17 protein-coding genes and 1 tRNA gene are annotated in these 19,000 nt (G+C 67.4%); 12 read left to right on the top strand and 6 right to left on the bottom strand.

Annotated elements, in window-relative coordinates:
• Positions 1-177: 177 nt before the first annotated feature.
• Positions 178-265, bottom strand: a tRNA-Ser gene (locus MVF96_RS01825).
• Between the two features lie 77 nt (positions 266-342).
• Here MVF96_RS01825 and MVF96_RS01820 point away from each other — a divergent pair.
• Positions 343-1,314, top strand: a complete 972-nt coding sequence (locus MVF96_RS01820) for an NAD(P)H-quinone oxidoreductase (protein ID WP_247450978.1) — start codon at positions 343-345, stop codon at positions 1,312-1,314.
• Positions 1,315-1,321: 7 nt separating this feature from the next.
• Here the strand turns inward: MVF96_RS01820 and MVF96_RS01815 are convergent, their stop codons facing one another.
• Positions 1,322-1,744 carry a MarR family winged helix-turn-helix transcriptional regulator gene (locus MVF96_RS01815; RefSeq protein WP_247450976.1) on the bottom strand — a complete coding sequence of 141 codons (423 nt, stop codon included), beginning with the start codon at positions 1,742-1,744 and terminating at the stop codon, positions 1,322-1,324.
• 144 nt (positions 1,745-1,888) lie between these two features.
• On the bottom strand, positions 1,889-3,085 hold the full coding sequence (locus MVF96_RS01810; protein ID WP_247450974.1) for a cysteine desulfurase-like protein: 1,197 nt from the start codon (positions 3,083-3,085) through the stop codon (positions 1,889-1,891).
• Positions 3,086-3,145: 60 nt separating this feature from the next.
• On the opposite strand from MVF96_RS01810, the gene MVF96_RS01805 reads away from it, so the two are divergent.
• From MVF96_RS01805 to glfT1, 4 genes are all read left to right on the top strand, one after another.
• A complete protein-coding gene (locus MVF96_RS01805) occupies positions 3,146-3,706 on the top strand; it encodes a bacterial proteasome activator family protein (RefSeq protein WP_247450972.1) in 561 nt (186 codons plus the stop codon).
• Positions 3,707-3,791: 85 nt separating this feature from the next.
• Positions 3,792-4,655, top strand: coding sequence for a galactan export ABC transporter permease subunit Wzm/RfbD (gene wzm, locus MVF96_RS01800; RefSeq protein WP_247450971.1), 864 nt, complete (start codon positions 3,792-3,794; stop codon positions 4,653-4,655).
• 11 nt (positions 4,656-4,666) lie between these two features.
• Positions 4,667-5,506: a galactan export ABC transporter ATP-binding subunit Wzt/RfbE gene (wzt, locus tag MVF96_RS01795; RefSeq protein WP_137810774.1), complete on the top strand. Its 840-nt coding sequence runs from the start codon at positions 4,667-4,669 to the stop codon at positions 5,504-5,506.
• Positions 5,503-6,456, top strand: coding sequence for a galactofuranosyltransferase GlfT1 (glfT1, locus tag MVF96_RS01790; RefSeq protein WP_247450969.1), 954 nt, complete (start codon positions 5,503-5,505; stop codon positions 6,454-6,456). Before wzt ends, glfT1 begins: the two co-directional genes overlap by 4 nt.
• A gap of 277 nt (positions 6,457-6,733) precedes the next feature.
• Here glfT1 and MVF96_RS01785 read toward each other — a convergent pair whose 3' ends face one another.
• On the bottom strand, positions 6,734-8,161 hold the full coding sequence (locus MVF96_RS01785) for a DHA2 family efflux MFS transporter permease subunit (RefSeq protein ID WP_247450967.1): 1,428 nt from the start codon (positions 8,159-8,161) through the stop codon (positions 6,734-6,736).
• Positions 8,146-8,973: an acyl-CoA thioesterase gene (locus MVF96_RS01780; RefSeq protein ID WP_247452180.1), complete on the bottom strand. Its 828-nt coding sequence runs from the start codon at positions 8,971-8,973 to the stop codon at positions 8,146-8,148. Before MVF96_RS01780 ends, MVF96_RS01785 begins: the two co-directional genes overlap by 16 nt.
• Positions 8,974-9,027: 54 nt before the next feature.
• Between MVF96_RS01780 and MVF96_RS01775 the strand changes: the two genes are divergently transcribed.
• The 6 genes from MVF96_RS01775 (at position 9,028) to MVF96_RS01750 (ending at position 16,456) form a co-directional block, all read left to right on the top strand.
• Complete coding sequence (locus tag MVF96_RS01775; protein WP_247450965.1) at positions 9,028-9,501, top strand: winged helix-turn-helix transcriptional regulator; 474 nt, start codon at positions 9,028-9,030, stop codon at positions 9,499-9,501.
• 132 nt (positions 9,502-9,633) lie between these two features.
• On the top strand, positions 9,634-10,512 hold the full coding sequence (locus MVF96_RS01770) for a TIGR03619 family F420-dependent LLM class oxidoreductase (RefSeq protein ID WP_058251131.1): 879 nt from the start codon (positions 9,634-9,636) through the stop codon (positions 10,510-10,512).
• Between the two features lie 163 nt (positions 10,513-10,675).
• Positions 10,676-12,286, top strand: a complete 1,611-nt coding sequence (locus MVF96_RS01765) for an ABC transporter substrate-binding protein (RefSeq protein WP_247450963.1) — start codon at positions 10,676-10,678, stop codon at positions 12,284-12,286.
• A gap of 1 nt (position 12,287) precedes the next feature.
• Complete coding sequence (locus MVF96_RS01760) at positions 12,288-13,253, top strand: ABC transporter permease (protein ID WP_247450961.1); 966 nt, start codon at positions 12,288-12,290, stop codon at positions 13,251-13,253.
• Positions 13,250-15,868 carry an ABC transporter ATP-binding protein/permease gene (locus MVF96_RS01755; RefSeq protein WP_247450959.1) on the top strand — a complete coding sequence of 873 codons (2,619 nt, stop codon included), beginning with the start codon at positions 13,250-13,252 and terminating at the stop codon, positions 15,866-15,868. The genes MVF96_RS01760 and MVF96_RS01755 overlap by 4 nt, the downstream gene beginning before the upstream one ends.
• Before the next feature lie 75 nt (positions 15,869-15,943).
• Positions 15,944-16,456: a GtrA family protein gene (locus MVF96_RS01750; protein ID WP_247450957.1), complete on the top strand. Its 513-nt coding sequence runs from the start codon at positions 15,944-15,946 to the stop codon at positions 16,454-16,456.
• Between the two features lie 48 nt (positions 16,457-16,504).
• On the opposite strand, the gene MVF96_RS01745 is transcribed toward MVF96_RS01750, so the two are convergent.
• Positions 16,505-17,335: an aldo/keto reductase gene (locus tag MVF96_RS01745; RefSeq protein WP_247450955.1), complete on the bottom strand. Its 831-nt coding sequence runs from the start codon at positions 17,333-17,335 to the stop codon at positions 16,505-16,507.
• A 61-nt stretch (positions 17,336-17,396) separates the two neighbouring features.
• On the opposite strand from MVF96_RS01745, the gene MVF96_RS01740 reads away from it, so the two are divergent.
• Positions 17,397-18,989: a phytoene desaturase family protein gene (locus MVF96_RS01740; protein WP_247450953.1), complete on the top strand. Its 1,593-nt coding sequence runs from the start codon at positions 17,397-17,399 to the stop codon at positions 18,987-18,989.
• The last annotated feature ends 11 nt before the right edge of the window (positions 18,990-19,000 follow it).

Here is a 19,000-nt window from a genome sequence, read left to right as displayed (position 1 = left end):
GACGGTCGCCACAGAGACTGTTGCTCAAACACCCTGATGCGGGTCATCCACTAGACGACGATCTGAAGGCCGTCGTCAACGCCGCAGACCGTCAGGCATCTGCCGGCGCCGAGCAGTCAGGGCACGGGTGGCGCGGACTCAGGCGGCTGGCTTGCCTGCGCAAACAAGTAACACCTCTGGCGGAAGCGGAGGGATTTGAACCCCCGGTGGTTTTACCCACGCTCGCTTTCAAGGCGAGTGCATTCGGCCGCTCTGCCACGCTTCCCTGACGAGCAAGGTTACACACGAACGTCGGACCGGACCTCGCCTGGCACTGCGGTGCGCTGTGACACCATCGAAGAGGTGAAAGCCATCGTCGTCGAATCAGAGAACCTGTCCCTGTCCGATGTGCCCGACCCGACTCCCGCGTCCGGCGAAGTCGTGATCGATGTAGTCGCGGCCGGCGTCAACCGCGCCGACATCCTGCAGCGGGCGGGCAACTATCCGCCGCCACCCGGTGCGTCGGACACCCTCGGACTCGAGGTCTCGGGGCGGATCTCGGCCCTCGGCGACGGGGTCAGCGGCTGGTCGGAGGGTGACGAGGTGTGCGCGCTGCTCGCCGGCGGCGGTTACGCGGAGAAGGTGGCGGTCCCGGTCGAGCAGGTCCTCGCAGTGCCCAAGGGCGTCGACCTGGTGTCCGCGGCGGCGCTGCCCGAGGTGGCGTGCACCGTGTCGTCGAACATCTTCGACACCGCGCATCTGACCACCGGCGAGCTCCTGCTGATCCACGGCGGGTCCAGCGGCATCGGCACCCACGCCACCCAGATCGCCCACGCGATGGGCGCTCGCGTCGCGGTGACCGCCCGCACGCAGGACAAGCTCGAGCGCTGCCGCGAGTTCGGCGCCGACATCCTCATCGACTACTCGAGCCAGGACTTCGCCGAGATCCTCCAGGACGCCGGCGGCGCCGACGTCATCCTCGACATCATCGGCGCGAAGTACCTGAAGTCGAACCTGAAGGCGCTGCGCACCGACGGGCGCCTCGTCATCATCGGCATGCAAGGCGGCACCACCACCGAGATCAACCTCGGGCATCTGCTGGCCAAGCGGTTGTCGGTGATGGGTACGACGCTGCGCGCCCGGCCCGTACACGGTCCCGGCGGCAAGGCCGAGGTCGTGGCGTCGACCCTGACCCGGACCTGGCCGCTGATCGAGGCCGGCACGGTCGTACCCGTCGTCGATCGCGTGTTCCCGCTCGCCGACGCCGGCGCCGCGCACGACCATCTCAACAGCGGTGACGTGGTCGGGAAGGTGCTGCTGAGCGTCGCGGGCTGAGAGTGGCTCAGTCGGAAGCCGCGGGCTCCGCGGCGTCGACGGCCTCGCGGATCTTGCGGAACGCGACGCCGAGGGCGGTGAACTCCTCCGGGGTCATCGCGTCGACGACGAACTGCCGGATCACCTGATCTCGGGCGTTCACATGGAGGGCGAGGGTGCGCCGACCGTGATCGGTCAGACGCACGAGTCGGTGTCTGCCGTCGGCCTTCGACTCGAACCGGTGGATGTTGCCGTCGTCACTGAGCCGGCCGATCATGCGCGACACCGTGCTGACCCGCATGTGCACGGCGTCGGCGACCTCGCTGACGCTCAACTGCCGGTTGGTACAGACCGCTTCGAGAATGCGCAGATCGGAAACGGAGAGTCCTCGTCTCGCGAACTCGTCGTTGACGCGGGCGAAGAGCGCCCAGCCGCCGTCGACGAGGTTCATCCAGCTCTCGGCCTCCGCAGCGGTGAGCGACCGGGGCGGGCCCTTTCGTGGACCATCAATCGATTTTGCCGACACAGCATGACAACATACATTGTCGTTAACCCAAACAACACCATAGTGAATTTCGGAAGGTTGCCGGGCACTTCAGGCCAATGAACCCAGCGTTCGCACCAGGTGATCGACCTCGTACGGCGTCGAGTACGGGGCCAGCCCGACCGTGACGGCACCGCCGAAGTCGGGTGCGCCCATCCGTGCGAGTGCACGGTTGGGAAGGTCGGCGAGTGCGCAGACACCGTTGTCGGCCAGACGCCGGACGACCTTGTCGGCACCGACCGACTCCACGGTGAAGCTCGCCAGGGGAATCCGGTTCTCCTCGGTCCCCACGAGGTTCACATGGTTGAGCTGGGACAGCGTCGTGACCAGGTAATAGTTGAGGCGCTGCAGATACTCGTAGACACCGTCCATCGACGTGACGAGACGCCGCCGACGCTTGCCGATGCCGGCCTCGTCGAGTCCGGCGAGGTGTTCCACCGAAGCGACCAATCCGGCGAGCATCGCGCCCTGATGCGGTTCGGGTTCGAGCCGGGCGGGTCCGCGCGCGGACGGGTCCATCGACATCAGCTTCAGCCGGTCGATCAGGTGGGGTTCGCGGAAGGCCATGGCCGCCATGCGGGGACCACCCCACCGCTCAGCAGACACGACGAGGACGTCGGCACCCAGGTCGTGGATGTCCAGGCTGATGTACGGCGCCGCGTTGGTGGCGTCGACGACCAGCAGCGCACCGGCTTCGCGGACCAGCGGCGCGATCTCGCTGATGTCGGTGACGGCCCCCGTCGTGGACGACGCCAGCGTCACCGCGACGACCTCCGTATCCGGAGTGACGAGATCGCCGAACTGCCAGGCCGGTAGTCCGCCGGTCTCGACGTCGACCTCGGCCCAGCGAACCCGGCCGCCATAACGATCCGCCGCGCGCAGCCACGGCACGATATTCGGCTCGTCGTCCTGACGCGTAACGACGACGTCACCCCGCAGCCACGCATGCGGCGCGAGCGCCTCCGCCAGACCGGCCAGCAGCACGTACCGCGACGGTCCGAGCACCACACCCGCGGCGTCTCCGCCGACGAGGTCGGCGATCGCGCGCCGGGCACCGTCGACCACCTCCGCGCTCGCGCGAGCCGACGGGTAGACCCCGCCCGGGACGGCGGACAGAGAGCGGAAACTGGTGGTCACAGCGGTCGCGACCGAATCGGGGATCTGCATCCCCGCCTGCGGGTCGAGATGGATCCAGCCGTCGCCGAGCGATGGAATCAATCCACGCACATAGGCGACGTCGAAAGCCATGGGCACGAGGATAGACGTCGGCCATCTGCCGTTTCGCGGTGTCCGGGCACAATGGGACGCATGGCTATCGAAGGTACTCCAGGACCCGGCCCCACCTCAGGACCGTTCGGCTCGGCCGGCGACTCCGACAACGTGATCGTCGTCGGCGCGGGCACGGATGGGCAGACGGACGGCGAGTCGTCGGAATCGACCAGCGTCGCCGACATGGTCGAGCAACCCGCCAAGGTCATGCGCATCGGCACGATGATCAAGCAGCTGCTCGAAGAGGTCCGTGCGGCTCCTCTCGACGACGCGTCGCGGAACCGCCTGCGTGAGATCCACCAGTCGTCGGTGCGTGAACTCGAAGAAGGCCTCGCCCCGGAGCTGCGCGAAGAACTCGAACGTCTCGCGCTCCCCTTCTCCGACGAGGGCACCCCGTCGGATGCCGAGCTCCGCATCGCCCAGGCCCAGCTCGTGGGCTGGCTCGAGGGACTCTTCCACGGCATCCAGACCGCACTGTTCGCCCAGCAGATGGCCGCCCGCGCCCAGCTCGAGCAGATGCGTCAGGGCGCGCTTCCGCCCGGCATGCCCGCCCCCGGTGGTGCCGGCGGACCCGGCCACAGCACGGGGCAGTACCTCTAGGTCGCCACACCGGCTCAACCGCCTGAGGGTCACCCGCTCAACCGGCAGCGGGCAGCGGATGGGCCGAGGGGTACGCTGACTCCTCGTGTCAGCGGTAGTAGACGACGACGCGATCCCCGCGCGTCCCCAGGGCTCTGATTCGCGCAGCTTCGCGCGCGCAGTCAAGGACCTCCGCGACGGTTTCGCGAGCCGCGAGCTGTGGTTCCACCTCGGCTGGCAGGACATCAAGCAGCGCTACCGACGTTCGGTCCTGGGACCGCTGTGGATCGTGATCGCGACCGGTGTGACCGCGATCGCGATGGGTCTGCTCTATGGCGAGCTCTTCGGCATGGACATCAAGGTGTTCCTGCCGTACGTGGCGCTAGGCTTCATCTTCTGGAACTTCATCTCGAGCTCGATCCTCGAGGGCTCCGAGGTCTTCTCGAAGAACGAGGGGCTGATCAAACAGCTTCCGGCCCCGGTGAGCGTGCACGTCTACCGAGTGGTGTGGCGTGCGCTGATCATCTTCGCGCACAACGTCGTCATCATCGTCATCCTGTTCCTGATCTTCCCGCCCCCGCTCAACTGGACCGTCACGCTGATCGTCCCGGCCCTGATGTTGTACGTGCTCAATTCGATCTGGGTGACGATCGTGTTCGGCATCCTGTCGACCCGATTCCGCGACATCGGCCAGCTCCTCACCACCGCGGTGCAGCTGGTCTTCTTCATGACGCCGATCATCTGGACGACGCAGAGCCTCGGCAACGCGACCGGCGAGGCCTCGTCGAGGTTGAAGCTCGTCGAGCTGAACCCGATGTTCCACTATCTGGAGATCGCACGCGGACCGCTGCTGGGCGAGCCGGTCGAGTTCTACCACTGGGCCGTCGTCCTGGGCTGCACCGCCGTGGGCTGGGTGCTGGCCATGATGGTGTTGCGCAACTACCGGGCCCGCGTGGCGTACTGGGTGTAGGGACGGATTCGATGGCCAGGAACAACGATCTCGGCGACACCCGCGTCCGCGTGGACACGTGGGACGCGTGTGTGGACTTCCCGATCTTCGACGCCAAGACGCGGTCGCTCAAGAAGTCGGTGATCGGCGCGGCGGGCGGCGTCATCGGCTCCACCGAGTCGAACGTGGTGGTCGTCGAGGCGCTCAAGGACATCAATCTGCACCTCAAGCACGGCGACCGGATCGGGCTGGTCGGCCACAACGGCGCCGGCAAGTCGACGCTGCTGCGTCTGCTGTCGGGCATCTACGAACCCACGCGCGGCGCCTGCCGGGTGCACGGCCGGGTCGCCCCCGTCTTCGACCTCGGCGTCGGCATGGACCCCGAGATCTCCGGCTACGAGAACATCATCATCCGCGGCATGTTCCTGGGCATGACGCGCAAGGAGATGCTCAAGAAGATCGACGACATCGCGGAGTTCACCGAGCTCGGCGACTACCTGCAGATGCCGCTGCGCACCTACTCCACCGGTATGCGGGTGCGCATCGCACTCGGCGTGGTGACCTCCATCGACCCGGAGATCCTCATCCTCGACGAGGGCATCGGTGCCGTCGACGCCGACTTCATGCGCAAGGCGCGGGGTCGGCTCCAGGCGCTCGTCGAGCGGTCGGGAATCCTGGTGTTCGCCAGCCATTCCAATGAGTTCCTGGCCCAGCTGTGCGACCGCGCCCTGTGGATCGACCACGGACAGGTCCGCATGGAAGGCGGCATCGAAGAGGTCGTCGAGGCCTACGAGGGCCCGGATGCCGCGGCACACGTCCGCAGGGTGATCGCCGACCTGGAGAAGGCGGACAAGAAGGGGACCCCGGAGTGACCGACGGCGCCGTCGCTCCGAAGGTCATCGCGGTCGTGGTCACGCACCGTCGCGCGGAGTTGCTCGCCGAGTCGCTGGCCGTGGTGTCGGGCCAGGACCGGCCCGTCGATCATCTGATCGTCGTCGACAACGCCGACGAACTTGAAGTCGCCGAACTCGTGACGGCGCAGCCCGTTCCGACGACGTATCTGGGATCGGAGCGCAATCTCGGCGGTGCCGGCGGATTCGCGCTGGGCATGCTGCATGCGCTCGCCCTCGGCGCCGACTGGGTCTGGTGCGCCGACGACGACGGCCGACCCGACGGTCCGACGGTCCTCTCGACGCTGCTCGACTGCGCCGCACGGCATGACCTCGACGAGGTGTCACCGGTGGTCGCCAACCTCGACGACCCGGACACCCTCGCCTTCCCGCTGCGACGCGGACTCGTGTGGCGACGCAAGCGATCGGAACTCTTTGCCGACGCCGGGAGCGAAGCGAGCGGGTCAGATGTCACCGGTCAGACCCAGGACGACGATCTGCTGCCCGGCATCGCGTCGCTGTTCAACGGCGCTCTGTTCTCCGCACGGTGCCTCGAACAGGTGGGCGTGCCGGACCTGCGACTGTTCTTCCGCGGCGACGAGGTGGAGGTGCACCGTCGACTGGTCCGCTCGGGCGTACGGTTCGGCACCTGCCTTCGCGCGGGATACCTCCACCCCGACGGCTCGGCGGAGTTTCGACCGATCCTGGGCGGTCGCATGCACACCCAGTACCCCGACAACGACACCAAGCGGTTCTTCACCTACCGCAACCGCGGTTACCTGATGAGCCAGCCCGGACTCCGGAAGCTGTTGCCGCAGGAGTATGCCCGCTTCGGCTGGTTCTTCCTTGTGCAGCAACGCGATCCGAAGGGGTTCGCCGAGTGGGTGCGGCTCCGCGGCCTCGGTCGCCGGGAGCGGTTCACGCGTCCCTAGACGCTTGCTCTCTCACTGATCTATGAGGTGCGTGCCGAGCGCACCCCCTTCTGCTCCCTGAGGTGCGTGCCGAGCGCACCCCCTTCTGCTCCCTGAGGTGCGTGCCGAGCGCACCCCCTCTGCTCCCTGAGGTGCGAGCGAAGCGAGCCACGAAGGGTCTCGCGACGCACGTCACCATGCCCTTCGAGGCTCGTCGACCTCGACGCGCTCCTTCGTCGCTTGCTCGGCCCGGCGGCTTGCGCTCCTCACACCTCAAGGAGCAATGGGTCCTCACACCTCAGGGGGCGGAATTGGGCACCGCTCGCGGGGTCATCCCCAACGCCGAGATCGCGCCCAGCGCAGCGATTCCCGCGAGTACCCACCAGGCGGTCAGGAACGAGTCGTGCACATCGGCGTACACCGCCGAGGTGCCGATGATCGCGACCAGCAAGCTGACGCCCAGGGACATGCCGATCTGACGACTCATGTTGACCACCGCGCTTCCGGTGGCGGCCTGATCTGCGGGGAGGTCGGCGGTCGCCGAGGAGAGGATCGACGGCAACGCGAAGCCCACTCCGACACCGCCGATCAGCCAGCCCGGCAGGAACTCGGTGGCGAAATCCGGTGTGGCGTCGACCGACAGGGCGATGAGGGCCGACCCGAGACCGAAGAGCACACAACCGAAGGCGACGAGTCGCCCCACCGGGACCCGCGCACTGAGGCGATGCGACACGGCCGCGAAGATCGGGACCATCAGCGGTCCGGTTGACACCGCGAGACCCGTCACGATCGGCGAGAAGCCCCAGACCTGCTGCAACCACAGGATGTTCGCGAGAAGTGCGCCGGCGAACGGGATGGAGAACAGCAGCATCGTCACGTTCGCGACCGAGAAGGCCCGGATCCGCAGCAGTGCAGGCGAGATCACCGGTTCGGGATGACGCGCCGAACTGAGGACGAAGCCGACGAGCCCTGCCCCGGCGACGATCCACGCACCGGTGATCCGCGCGTCCGTCCAACCCCACTCACTCCCCTGGACCAGACCGAGTGTCAAGGCCCCCACCGAGACGACCAGGAGAAGCGCGCCCAACGCGTCGGGAAAGCCACTGGCCGAGACGTTTTGGGGGCGGGACAGTACGATCGCCCCGGGGACGATCGCCGCCACGCCGACGGGCACGTTGACCAGGAACACCCAGCGCCACGACGCCTCGACGAGAAGACCGCCGACGGCCGGCCCGAAGGCCGCGGCCAGGGCGCCGGTGGCCGCCCAGATGCGCACCGACCGGGCCCGACGTTCCGGCGGCAACGTCGCCACGACCAGACCCAGGCTCGCCGGGGTCAGAATCGCCGCGCCGAGTGCCTGCAGTGCGCGGAATGCCACCAGCCACCAGACGCCCTGCGCCGCGGCACATGCCGCACTCGCCGCGGTGAAGATCGCGAGACCGAGCAGGAAGCCGCCCTTGCGGCCGTACCGATCGACGATCCGGCCCGCCGGAACAAGGAGCGCCGCATACAGGATGGCGTACGCGTTGAGGATCCAGGACATCTGGGACAGGGTCGCGCCGGTGAAGTCGGCACCGATGTCGTCGAAGGCGACGTTGACGATGAAGACGTCGAGGCTGGCCATGAACGCCGCCCCGGACAGGATGAGCAGGACGAGGCCGGGCCGCGCGACAGTCGGCGCCGGCGTCGCCGGGCCGCTGCGAGTGACCGTCATCGGACCGGCCATCCGAGAACCCGGCGGCTCTGGCGCGCGGAGGCGAGGAGCCGACCGTCGCGGTCGCGCAGCGTGGTGTCGTCGACCGACCAACCGCCGGACGTCGAGGTGTTACGCGTATGGACGAGGATCGGCGCCGGAGTGGCGTCGTCCAGCGGCGCCGTCACGTGCATATAGAATGCCACCGTCGGAAGTGCGAGCGGCGCGGTCAGAGTCGGGAAGACGGCGGGCGGTAGGCAGTCCGCCAGCAGGGCCAGGTAGGCGGCGTCGACAGCCATCGGGGTTCGGGTGGTGATCCATGCCCGCATCCAGGCCTCGTCGGCTCCGGTGAGCGCGAGCGGACCGTCGACCGGTCGCACATCGAGCTGCGCGCCCATCGGGACGATCTCCGGCGGAATCATGAAGGGGTCGAGCCCTTCCGGGCCGGGCACGCCCGCGACCCGGTCGCTGACATCGGTGGGTGCGGATTCCCCGACCCGCCCGGTCGTGACTGATGCCGACGCGATGTCGACGCCTGCCTGGGTGACCGTGACGTCGACGACCCTTGTGTGCCGGCCGACCTCCCGGACCGACGGCGTCAGCAGCAACTCCCCGCCGTCGGGCTTGCCGACGAATCGCAGATCGAGAGCGCGCACCGACGTACCCGGCGCTGCATCGGCGCCGACCCGGACAGCCAGCGCCGCGATGGCGCCGCCATGCGGGCCCGACCATCCCCACCAGGAACGGTCGATGGTCGCCGACCATCGACCGTCTCCGGTCGGACTTGCTCCGAAACTGGGTAACAATCCGTCTTCAACGGCTTGTTGCCTGCTGAGTTGCTTCACGCAACTCATGCAAGCAGGTTGAGTTGCGTCACGCAACCCACTACTCTCGATCTCATGCGCCGCGCCTCGTTCGCCGAGATGAACTGCTCGATCGCCCAGACGCTGGAGATCGTCGGCGAATGGTGGACGCTGCTGATCGTCCGGGACGCGATGTTCGGCGTGACGCGATTCGACGAGTTCTCGTCGCGGCTCGGGATCGCGCGCAACGTGTTGACCCAGCGGCTGGACACCCTCGTCGAACACGAGATCCTGGCGAAGGAGCCGTACCAGGACAACCCGGTGCGCTACGACTACCGCCTCACCGAGAAGGGCCGGGACCTCTGGACGGTTCTGGCCGCGTTACGTCAGTGGGGTGACCGGTGGACCGCCGAGGACGGCGCACCAGTGGTGTCGACGCACTCATGCGGCCAGACGATGACGGTCGAGCCGACGTGCTCCGCGTGCGGCGAGCGAATCGGCACCGGCGAACTACGCGTACACCCGGGCCCCGGCGCGACTTCGGACAATCCCCTCGCGGGGCTTCGCTGACCCTGGGCCTCCACCAGCCGACAATCGCCGCCCCCTGCGCGCTGGAGACCTGCGACGATGACGAAGTCCATGTCGCACAACTAGAACGTGTTCTACTGTGATGGGAGTTCCACTAACGTCCCGAGGAGCATGATGCGGTTCACGTATGCCGAGGCCATGACCGATCCGTCGTACTACGCGCCGCTCGCGCAGGCCGCCGAAGCCGCGGGGTACGCCGGCTTCACCATTCCCGACTCGCTGGCCTATCCGGAGGAATCGGACGCGAAGTATCCGTACACCCCCGACGGCAATCGCGAGTTCCTCGACGGCAAGGCGTTCATCGAGACCTTCATCCAGGCCGCGGCGCTCGGCGCGGTCACCTCGACCATCCGTTTCACACCCTTCGTGGTGAAGCTGCCGGTCCGCCCGCCCGCGCTGGTCGCCAAGCAGGCCAGCTCGGTGGCGTACCTGACGAACAACCGCTTCGCGATGGGCGTCGGCACGAGTCCGTGGCCCGAGGACTACGACTTCATGGGCGTGGACTTCAAGCGCCGCGGCAAGCGGATGGACGAGTGCATGGACATCATCCGCGGCCTGACCACCGGCGAGTACTTCGAGTTCCACGGCGAGTTCTACGACATCCCCAAGATCAAGATGACGCCCGCGCCCACCGAACCCATCCCGCTACTCGTGGGCGGCCACGCCGACGCCGCGCTGCGTCGTGCGGTCATCCGCGGTGACGGCTGGATGCACGGTGGCGGTCCGCCCGAGGAGCTCGAGACTCTGCTGGACCGGATCAACGAGATCCGCAAGGCCGAGGGAAAGACCAACGATCCGTTCGAGATCCACGTGATCTCCATGGACGCCTACACCGTCGACGGATGTAAGCGGCTGGAAGACAAAGGGATCACTGACGTGATCGTCGGCTTCCGGCTGCCGTATGTCATGGGCGACGACACCGAGCCGCTGCAGACCAAGATCGACCATCTGAACTGGTACGCCGACAACGTGATCGCGAAGGTCAACAGCTGATCCTGTCCTCCTGCCGCAATTTCTCCGTCCGCGGAGGTATGGCACGGTTGCACCACCTGTACCGCTGGGGCACACTGCACAGCAGGGCGCCTCACGCATGCCGTGGCGCGGCCGACGTGCGGTGAGACTCCGAGGCGAACACTCGCCGGGCGGGAGGACAGTGATGACCGATTCGCCGAGCGGGTCGGTGTATTCATCTGTGCGCGAGCAGCTTCCGCCGCGCAGACCCGACGTTCTCGATCGCCGCGGGTTCCTTCGCGTCGCCGGTGTCGCCGGAACCGCCTTGCTGGGCACGTCCGTGCTGGCCGCATGCGGTGGCGGGTCGCCGGACACCGTCAACACCATCAAGGCCGCCATCGCCGGTGAACCCGACCAGCTCGACCCGCAGAAGTCCAGTTCCTACTTCACCTTCGAAGTACTCGAGAACGTCTTCGACACCCTCGTCGAACCCGACGAGCAACTCCAGATGCGGCCGGCACTGGCCGAGAGCTGGGAGGTCAGCCCCGACGGCCTGCAATGGACGTTCACGCTGCGCGACGGGGTCACGTTCCACAACGGCGACCCGCTGACCGCAGCCGATGTCGAATACTCCTTCCGTCGGATAATCGACGAAGAACTGTCCAACGCATACAAACTCGAGGCCATCGCGTCGATCACCGCCCTCGACGACCGTCGGGTCCGGTTCACCGTCAGCGCGCCGACCCCCAATCTGCTGACGAGCATCGGCGGGTTCAAGGGACTGGCCATCGTCAACCGCCGCAACGTCGAATCCGGTGAGATCACGACCAGGCCGATCGGCACCGGGCCGTTCTCGTTCGTCTCCCGGTCGCCGGGCGCATTCATCGTGTTGGCGTCGAATCCCGACTACTGGGGTGGGGCACCCGCCGTCGACGGGGTCCGCTACAGCTTCATCTCACAGGGCACCACCGCGGTGTCCGCACTACGGTCGGGTGAGATCGATTGGACCGACGCCATTCCCGCCCAGCAGCTCAGCATCCTGCGCCGCGACGACACACTCGATGTCGGGACCGTGGTCGCCAACGACTACTGGTACGTCACGATGAACTTCGACGCCCCACCGTTCGACGACACCCGGGTCCGCCAGGCGGTCGCGTATGCGATCGACCGGGACTCGATCGCGCAGGTCGTCGGATACGGGACCGCGACGCCCAACGAGCTCGCGATCCCCTCGACCAGTCCCTGGTTCGCACCCTACGACCGCTATACCGCCGGACTCGACCGCGACGCCGCCGTCGCGAACGCCAGAGACCTGCTCCGGCAGGCCGGCATCCGCGGACTCGACATGCGCCTGATGGTGACCACCGAGTATCCCGAGACGGTGACGGCGGCGCAGGTGATCGCGTCGAACCTCGCCGACGTCGGGATCGACGTGCGGATCGAACAACTCGACTTCGGCGCATGGCTCGATCGCCAGGCCGCCGGCGACTTCGACGCCCTGCTACTGGGCTGGCTGGGCAACATCGACCCGGACGACTTCTACTACGCCCAACACCATTCCGAGGGCACGTCGAACTCGCAGAAGTACTCGAACCCCGAGGTCGACGCGCTGTTGGACCGGGGCCGAACCGAACTCGACGTCGAGGCCCGCAAGCGGATCTACGCCGAGGCCGCGAGCATCATCGCCGACGACGTGAGCTACCTCTACCTCTACAACCCGTCGTCGACCCAGGCTTTTGTGACGCAGCTCCGGGGATATGTCGTCCGACCCGACAAGGCCATCCGGTTCCGCGATGCCCGGCTGGAGAGGAGCTGAGATGACCGCATTGCACTCGCCGCTGGCGCGCTTCATCATCGTGCGGCTGCTCTACACGGTCGCGGTGTTGCTCGGCGTGATCGTCGCGGTGTTCTTCCTGATGCAGGTCGTGCCCGGTGATCCCGTCCGCATCGCACTCGGCACCCGCTACACCCCGGAATCGTATGAGGCGCTGCGCAGCGCCTCCGGACTCGACCAGCCGCTCGCATCACAGCTGGTGAACTATGTCGGCACTGCCTTCACCGGCGACCTGGGCGTCAGCTTCCGCAACAGCGAACCGGTCACGACGATGCTCTTCGATCGGCTTCCCGCCACCATCACACTCGCGACCGCGGCGATCGTCGTCGCATTGCTCATCGCCGTCCCTCTCGGTTTCTGGGCGGCACTGCGGGAAGGTCGGTTGGCCGACAACGTCATTCGCGTGGTGAGCCAGTTCGGGATCTCCGTGCCCGACTTCTGGATGGGCATCCTGCTGATCGGTCTCTTCTCCACCGCGCTCGGCTGGTTACCATCGGCCGGGTACCAACCCTTCGCCGACGACCCACTCGGTTGGCTCGAACACCTCGTGCTGCCGGCGATCACGGTCGGGGTGGTGACCGGGGCGATCATGACGCGCTACGTGCGCTCGTCGGTGCTCGACGTGGTGAACGCACCCTTCGTGACGACGGCCGAATCGAAAGGGCTGAGCACCAGGCGTGTTCTGCTCGATCACGTCGGACGGAACGCGCTCGTACCCGTGCTGACCATCTCCGGTATCCAGTTCGCCGGTCTGCTCGGCGGTGTCATCGTCGTGGAGGTCGTGTTCGCCTGGCCCGGACTGGGTCTGCTGGTCTACGACTCGGTCGCCGCGCGCGACTACCCGGTTCTCCAGGGTGCGATCCTGCTCATCGCGGTGATCTTCCTGGTCGTCAACCTCGTCGTCGACATCCTCTACGCCGTCATCGATCCCAGGATCCGACTGTCATGACCCTCACCTCACCCGACCCGCCGGAACCCGGTACCGGAGTCGACGATGAATCGGCCGGAGCTCCGTCGACCGATTCGGCCTGGCGATTGCTGCTACGCAACCGCACCTCGGTGATCGGGCTGGTCATCATCGCGGTCGTCCTCGTGTGCGCGGTGTTCGGTCCGCTCATCGCGCCCTACGGCGCCAACGAGATCGACGTCCCGAATGCGCTGCAGGCACCCAGCTGGTCCCATCTCTTCGGGACCGACGACCTGGGTCGCGACGTCTTCTCCCGGGTGGTGCTCGCCGCGTCGGTGAGCATGCGCGTGGCGGTCATCGCAGTGGCGATCTCCCTCACCGTCGGCGTGATCCTCAGTATGGTCGCCGGTTTCGCCGGTGGCGTCCTCGACACCGCGCTCATGCGGATCGTCGATGTGGTCTTCTCCTTCCCGGTACTGCTGCTCGCGCTCGCCATCGTCGCCATCCTGGGACCGGGAGTCACCTCGGCGATGATCGCAATCGGCGTCGTCTACATACCGATCTTCGCCCGGGTGGCGCGCGCCGACACCCTGCGTGTGCGACAGACCCAGTACGTCCAGGCATCGCGGACCATGGGTGTGGGGACATCGGCCATCCTCATGCGGCATGTGCTGCCCAACATCTCGGGTCCGGTCATCGTCCAGACCTCCATCTCGCTCGCGTTCGCGATCCTGTCGGAGGCGGCGCTGTCGTTCCTCGGTCTCGGCGTCCAGCCACCGGACCCGTCGTGGGGCCGGATGCTCTTCGACGCACAGGGGTTCATCACCACCGCCTGGTGGATGGGTGTGTTCCCCGGTCTGGCGATCCTCGTGACGGTCTTCGCATTCAACCTCGTCGGCGACGGCGTACGCGATGTGCTCGACCCGCGCCAGCGCACGCTGCTGCGCAACCGCGGGTACGAACGCAAGTCGCCGACGGTAACCACACCGTCGACCGCGAAACACGTCGACTCCGACGGAACGGTGCTGCGCGTGGAGGACCTCGTCGTCGGTGTCGGTCCGCGAGAGATCGTGCACGGCATCAGTTTCTCGGTCGCGCCGGGTGAGACGCTCGGGATCGTCGGGGAGAGCGGATCGGGCAAATCACTGAGCGTGTTGTCGGCCACCGGGCTCTTCGACGCGCCCAGCGCGTACGTCCGCGGGTCGGCCCGCCTCGGCGACACCGAAATCGTCGGCGCCACACCGGCGAAACTGCGGGCGCTGCACGGTTCGCGTGTCGGCTTCGTCTTCCAGGACCCGTCGTCGAGCCTCAATCCCCTGCTCACCGTCGAACAGCAACTGACCGAGGGGCCGCGCCGGCATCTCGGGCTCACGCGGGGCGAGGCACGCGAACGGGCCCTTACCCTGCTGCGCGACGTGAACCTGCCCGACCCCGAAAGCCGTTTGCGCGCATACCCGCATCAGTTGTCCGGCGGCCAACGGCAGCGCGTCATTATCGCGATCGCATTGGCCTGCGACCCGGAACTGCTCATCGCCGACGAGGCCACCACCGCACTCGACGTGACCACGCAGGCACAGATCATCGACCTCGTCGCGAAACTCCAGCGCGAACGCGGTATGGCGGTGGTGTGGATCAGCCACGACCTCGGCGTCATCGGACGGATCGCCGACCGGGTGATGGTGCTGCGATCCGGCCGGATCGTCGAGAGCAATGACGTCACAACGCTGTTCGACGACCCGCAGGACGAGTACAGCCGCACGCTGCTCGACTCACGCCCGCTGCTGAGCAAGGTCACCGAACGTGGTGGCGCGTCGCCCCTTCAGAAGCGAGTCGACGACGAGCCTCTCCTGAGTGTCACCGGGCTGGGCGTCGACTATGTGGTCCGCGGCCCGTCGGGGCGCCGGGTGGTGCACGCCGCCGACGGGGTCGACCTGCAGGTCGCTCGTGGCCGGACGCTCGGGATCGTCGGCGAATCGGGATCGGGGAAGTCGACCGTGGCCGGCGTCATCACCGGCCTCATCACGTCCGCCCAGGGCACGACGGTGCGGGGCAGCGTGACCGTCACCCTCGACGGCCGGCGGGTCGAGGCCATCGGGGCACGCGGTGCCGACGAGGCCCTGCTCCGACGCCGCGTCGCCATGGTGTTCCAGGACCCGGCCGCCTCGCTCGATCCGCGGATGACGGTGGCGGCGTCGATCGCCGAACCGCTGCGGACGCACGGCCTCACCGACGGCCGGGACGGCACGCGGAGTCGTGCCGAAGAGTTGCTCGCCGACGTCAGCCTCGACGCGTCATACCTCGACCGCTATCCGCACGAGATGTCCGGCGGCCAGCGGCAGCGGGTGAGCATCGCCCGCGCGCTGGCGTCCGACCCGGAGGTCCTGATCCTGGACGAGTCGACGGCGTCGCTCGACGTGTCGGTGCAGGCCAGCGTCCTCGACCTGCTCGCCGAGCTCCAGCGTCAGAAGGGGCTGACGTACCTGTTCATCGCGCACGACCTGGCCGTCGTCGAGCAGATCAGCGACACCGTCGCGGTGATGCAGGACGGGAAGGTCGTGGAGAGTGGACCGGCGTCGACCATCCTCCACGACCCCGCGACCGACTACACCCGCGCGTTGCTCGCGGCCATCCCGCCGGAGGTCCCGCAGCGGGCCTGACCCGTCGACTGTGCGTTGCAACCCCGCCACGCCCGTCGGCACGGTTGCCAGGGCGTCGTCGGCTAGGGTGTCAGCGTGTCTCGACCCGACCCTGGTGACCACGTCCGCGATGACGACGAACCGAGCCACGAGGACTTCGCCACACGCCATGCGCCGATGCCGATCGAGCTGCCCCTCGACGACGAAGAGGCGTCGACGAACGTCGGTCTGAAGACCCAGCTGGTGCGCTTCGTCATCACCGGCGGGTTCTCCGGGCTGCTGGACTTCGGGCTGACGATCCTCCTGCAATACGGCCTGGACCTGCCGTTCTGGCCCGCGAAATCCGCGGGGTTCATCCTCGGCACCACCGTCGCGTACCTGCTGAACCGTCGATGGACGTTCCGAGCCGAACCGAGCATGGCGCGGTTCGTGTCGGTCGTCGCGCTCTACGTGGTGACCTACTTCGTCAACGTCGGCATCTACACGCTTCTGTCGCATGCCTGGCAGGAAACGCTGCTGTACAGCTTTGCGGCGTACGTCGTCGCACAAGGCACCGCTACGGTCATCAACTTCGTCGTCCAGCGGATGGTCATCTTCAAGATCCGCTGACCCGAGAACGCACGGTCAACGAAAGCGGACGCCCAGTCGACGGGCGGGTCAGAACTCCTCGTCGACGTCGGAGTCACGGGCGGCGCGCTCGCCGCGGTCGAGGGTGGCGAGTTCGGCCAGGTCGGCGGGGTCGAGAGCGAAGTCGAACAGGTCGGCGTTCTCCACCTGACGGCCGGTGTGCGACGACTTCGGGACGACGCTGATGCCGTTCTGCACCGACCAGCGCAACGCGATCTGCGTCGGCGACTTGCCGTACTTGCGCGCGATCCGGAGGATGACCGGGTCGGCGAGCAGGCCTTCCTTGCGGCCGGTCGGATGCCACGCCTGAGCATGAATACCCTTGTCGGACATGAACTCCCGCAATTCGGTCCGTGGCAGTGAGGGAGAGCACTGGATTTGATTCAGAACCGGCCAGCGTCCCGTCTCGTCGAAGAGCATCTGCAGGTGGTGATGTTTGAAGTTCGAGACGCCGGGTGTGCGGACGTATCCCTCGTCGGCGAGCGTGAGCAGCGCTTTCCAGGAGTCGACGGTGCGGCCCAGGCTGGGGCACGGCCAGTGGATGAGGTACACGTCGATATGCGCGACACCGAGCCGGCGAGCGCTCTCCTTGGCGGCGTTGATCGCCTCGTCGAAACCCTGGTCACCGCCGCTCAACTTGGTCTGCACGACGATCTCCTCGCGCGGGACGCCGGTCCCGTGCAGGCCCATCCCGACACTCAGCTCGTTGCTGTACCGGGGCGCGGTGTCGAGGAGGCGGTAACCGGACTTGATCGCCGAGCTGACGGCGCTGACAGCCGGCCGGCCGAGCATGTTGTAGGTGCCGAGCCCCACCAGGGGGATCGAGGTGCCGTTGCTGAGCTCGACCGAGGGGATGTCCACCGCATCAGGATATGTCGACAACCACATCCTGCGCCGCCGGTCGATCTGGAACGCTTGACCGATGAGTACCGGAGACGACGCGTCGTACGACGACATCGTGGTGGGCGCGGGACACAACGGCCTGACCGCTGCGGCCTACCTCGCTCGTGCCGGCCGGCGTGTGCTCGTCCTCGAGAAGGCCGACCACGTCGGCGGCGCCACGGTGTCGGCGACGCCGTTCGCCGGTCTCTCCGCGCGGTTGTCGCGGTACTCGTACCTGGTCTCGCTGATGCCGAGCCAGATCATCACCGACCTCGACCTCGACGTCACACTCATCCGACGGCGCTATTCGTCGTACACGCCCCTGCCGTCGGATCCGGCGCGCGGCATCCTCGTCGACAACCTCGATGACGATGCGACGGCCGCGTCGTTCCGGCGGGTGACCGGCTCCGACCTCGGTTTCACCGCGTGGCAGTCGTTCTACCGTCGGCTCGGCGTGGTCGCCGACCGCGTCTTCCCGACCATGACCCAGCCGTTGCGGACCGCCGCCGACATGCACGACCTCGTCGTCGGCCCAGACAAGTCCACCACCGACACGTCGACCGCCGAACTGTGGGAGGCGCTCACCACGCTGCCGCTGGGCACGCTGCTCCGTCAGTACTTCGACGACGACCTGATCCGCGGGATCGCCGCCACCGACGGACTCATCGGCACCTTCGCCGACCTCGATGATCCGTCCCTTCGCCAGAACATCTGCTTCCTGTACCACGTGATCGGCGGCGGAACCGGCGACTGGGACGTCCCGGTCGGCGGGATGGGCGCGGTGTCGGGTGCGCTCTACCAGGCGGCGACCTCGGCGGGAGCCGAGATCAGAACGGGCGTCGAGATCACCCGCGTCGATCCCGGCGACGGGACCGTCGAGACGACGAGCGGCACCTTCCGCGGTTCGATGATCTATGCCGCGTGCGCGCCGCAGGTGTTCAACACGTTCCTCGACGGGACGCCGATCCCCTGCGAGCCAGACGCCAGCGGGTCGCAACTCAAGATCAACCTCCTGCTCGACCGACTACCGCGACTCCGCGACGGGTCGACCCCGCCGGCGTCGGCATTCGCCGGGACCTTCCACATCAACCAGACCGCCACCCAGCTGCACGACGCGTGGCGGCAAGCGAATCGTGGTGAGGTGCCGGAGGTCCCGCCGTGCGAGATCTACTGCCACACGCTCACCGACCCGTCGATCCTGGGCCCGGAGCTCGCGGGCAAACACACGCTGACGCTTTTCGGGCTGCACATGCCAGCAGACGTGTTCGACGAACCCGGCGCCGTCGAACACGCCGTCGGCGCGACCTTCGCCTCGTTGAATTCGGTGTTGGGGGAACCGATCCAGGCGGTGATCGCGCACGATGCCAACGGCCGGCCGTGCATCGAGGCGAAGACCCCGCAGGACCTCGAGGACGCCGTCGGACTGCCCGGCGGGCACATCTTCCACCGGCCGTTGCAATGGCCGTGGGCCGAGACCGTGTCGGAAGTCGGCCAGTGGGGCGTGGAGACCCCGCATCCGCGACTTCTGTTGTGCGGCGCGGGCGCTCGTCGCGGCGGCGGGGTCAGCGGTATCCCGGGCCGTAACGCCGCTGCGGCAGTGCTGGGCGCGGATGCGCTCGAGTCGCCTCGTTAGACATCACGGCC

Source organism: Gordonia hongkongensis (assembly GCF_023078355.1).
Taxonomy (GTDB): domain Bacteria; phylum Actinomycetota; class Actinomycetes; order Mycobacteriales; family Mycobacteriaceae; genus Gordonia; species Gordonia hongkongensis.
Note: the sequence above shows the minus strand (reverse complement) of the source record. Positions and strands in the feature narration are given on the sequence as shown.